Raw genomic sequence first — 494 nt, 5'->3', positions numbered from 1 at the left:
CCATTTCCCCTGGCTCTCATCCCGACGCTCACCAAGCACGGGTAGAGCGCGGGGCTTCCCGCCGAGAAGCTAAAATTTCCACCAAGCGCCACGAACGCGGCATCGACTTGCTCAACTCCCAGTCTGAAAGCGTCGATACCCCGACCTCTAGGCGATCGGCCAAACTCCGCAGAGGCTTATTGCCTCTACAATACGTGATTAGCTGGGAGAACCGCTGCTTTTTGGACAAACTGACTTAACAAAAATTAACAACAAAATCTTGACGAACAACTAGGGCAAAACTACAATTCTAGTTATCGGAATTTGCCGGAAAAACTTCGGCCTCTTCCGCCGCTGGAGGTTTTTTGGATTCAGGACTTACAGGTGATTCATGATAACCTCCGATCCGTTTGGAAACCCCCGTGCTTTAGCCGGGGTAGGAAAAACGAACGTGCGGCTTTAGCCGCCGTCAAAACTATATTGAGAATTGGGTGTGCAGCGGGTTCGGTTGCCCC

Annotated in this window: 1 protein-coding gene; it reads left to right on the top strand. The window is 51.6% G+C overall.

The window, feature by feature from the left end:
- Window positions 1–239 (top strand): hypothetical protein (locus tag LKK83_RS18625; RefSeq protein ID WP_324632779.1); only part of this gene is annotated, 239 nt, incomplete at its 5' end.
- Window positions 240–494: the final 255 nt, after the last annotated feature.

The organism is Phormidium sp. CCY1219, assembly GCF_035615515.1.
In the GTDB taxonomy this organism is placed as follows: Bacteria; Cyanobacteriota; Cyanobacteriia; order Cyanobacteriales; family Laspinemataceae; genus CCY1219.
The sequence above is the reverse complement of the archived record's forward strand: the minus strand, read 5'-3'. Positions and strand labels throughout refer to the sequence as shown.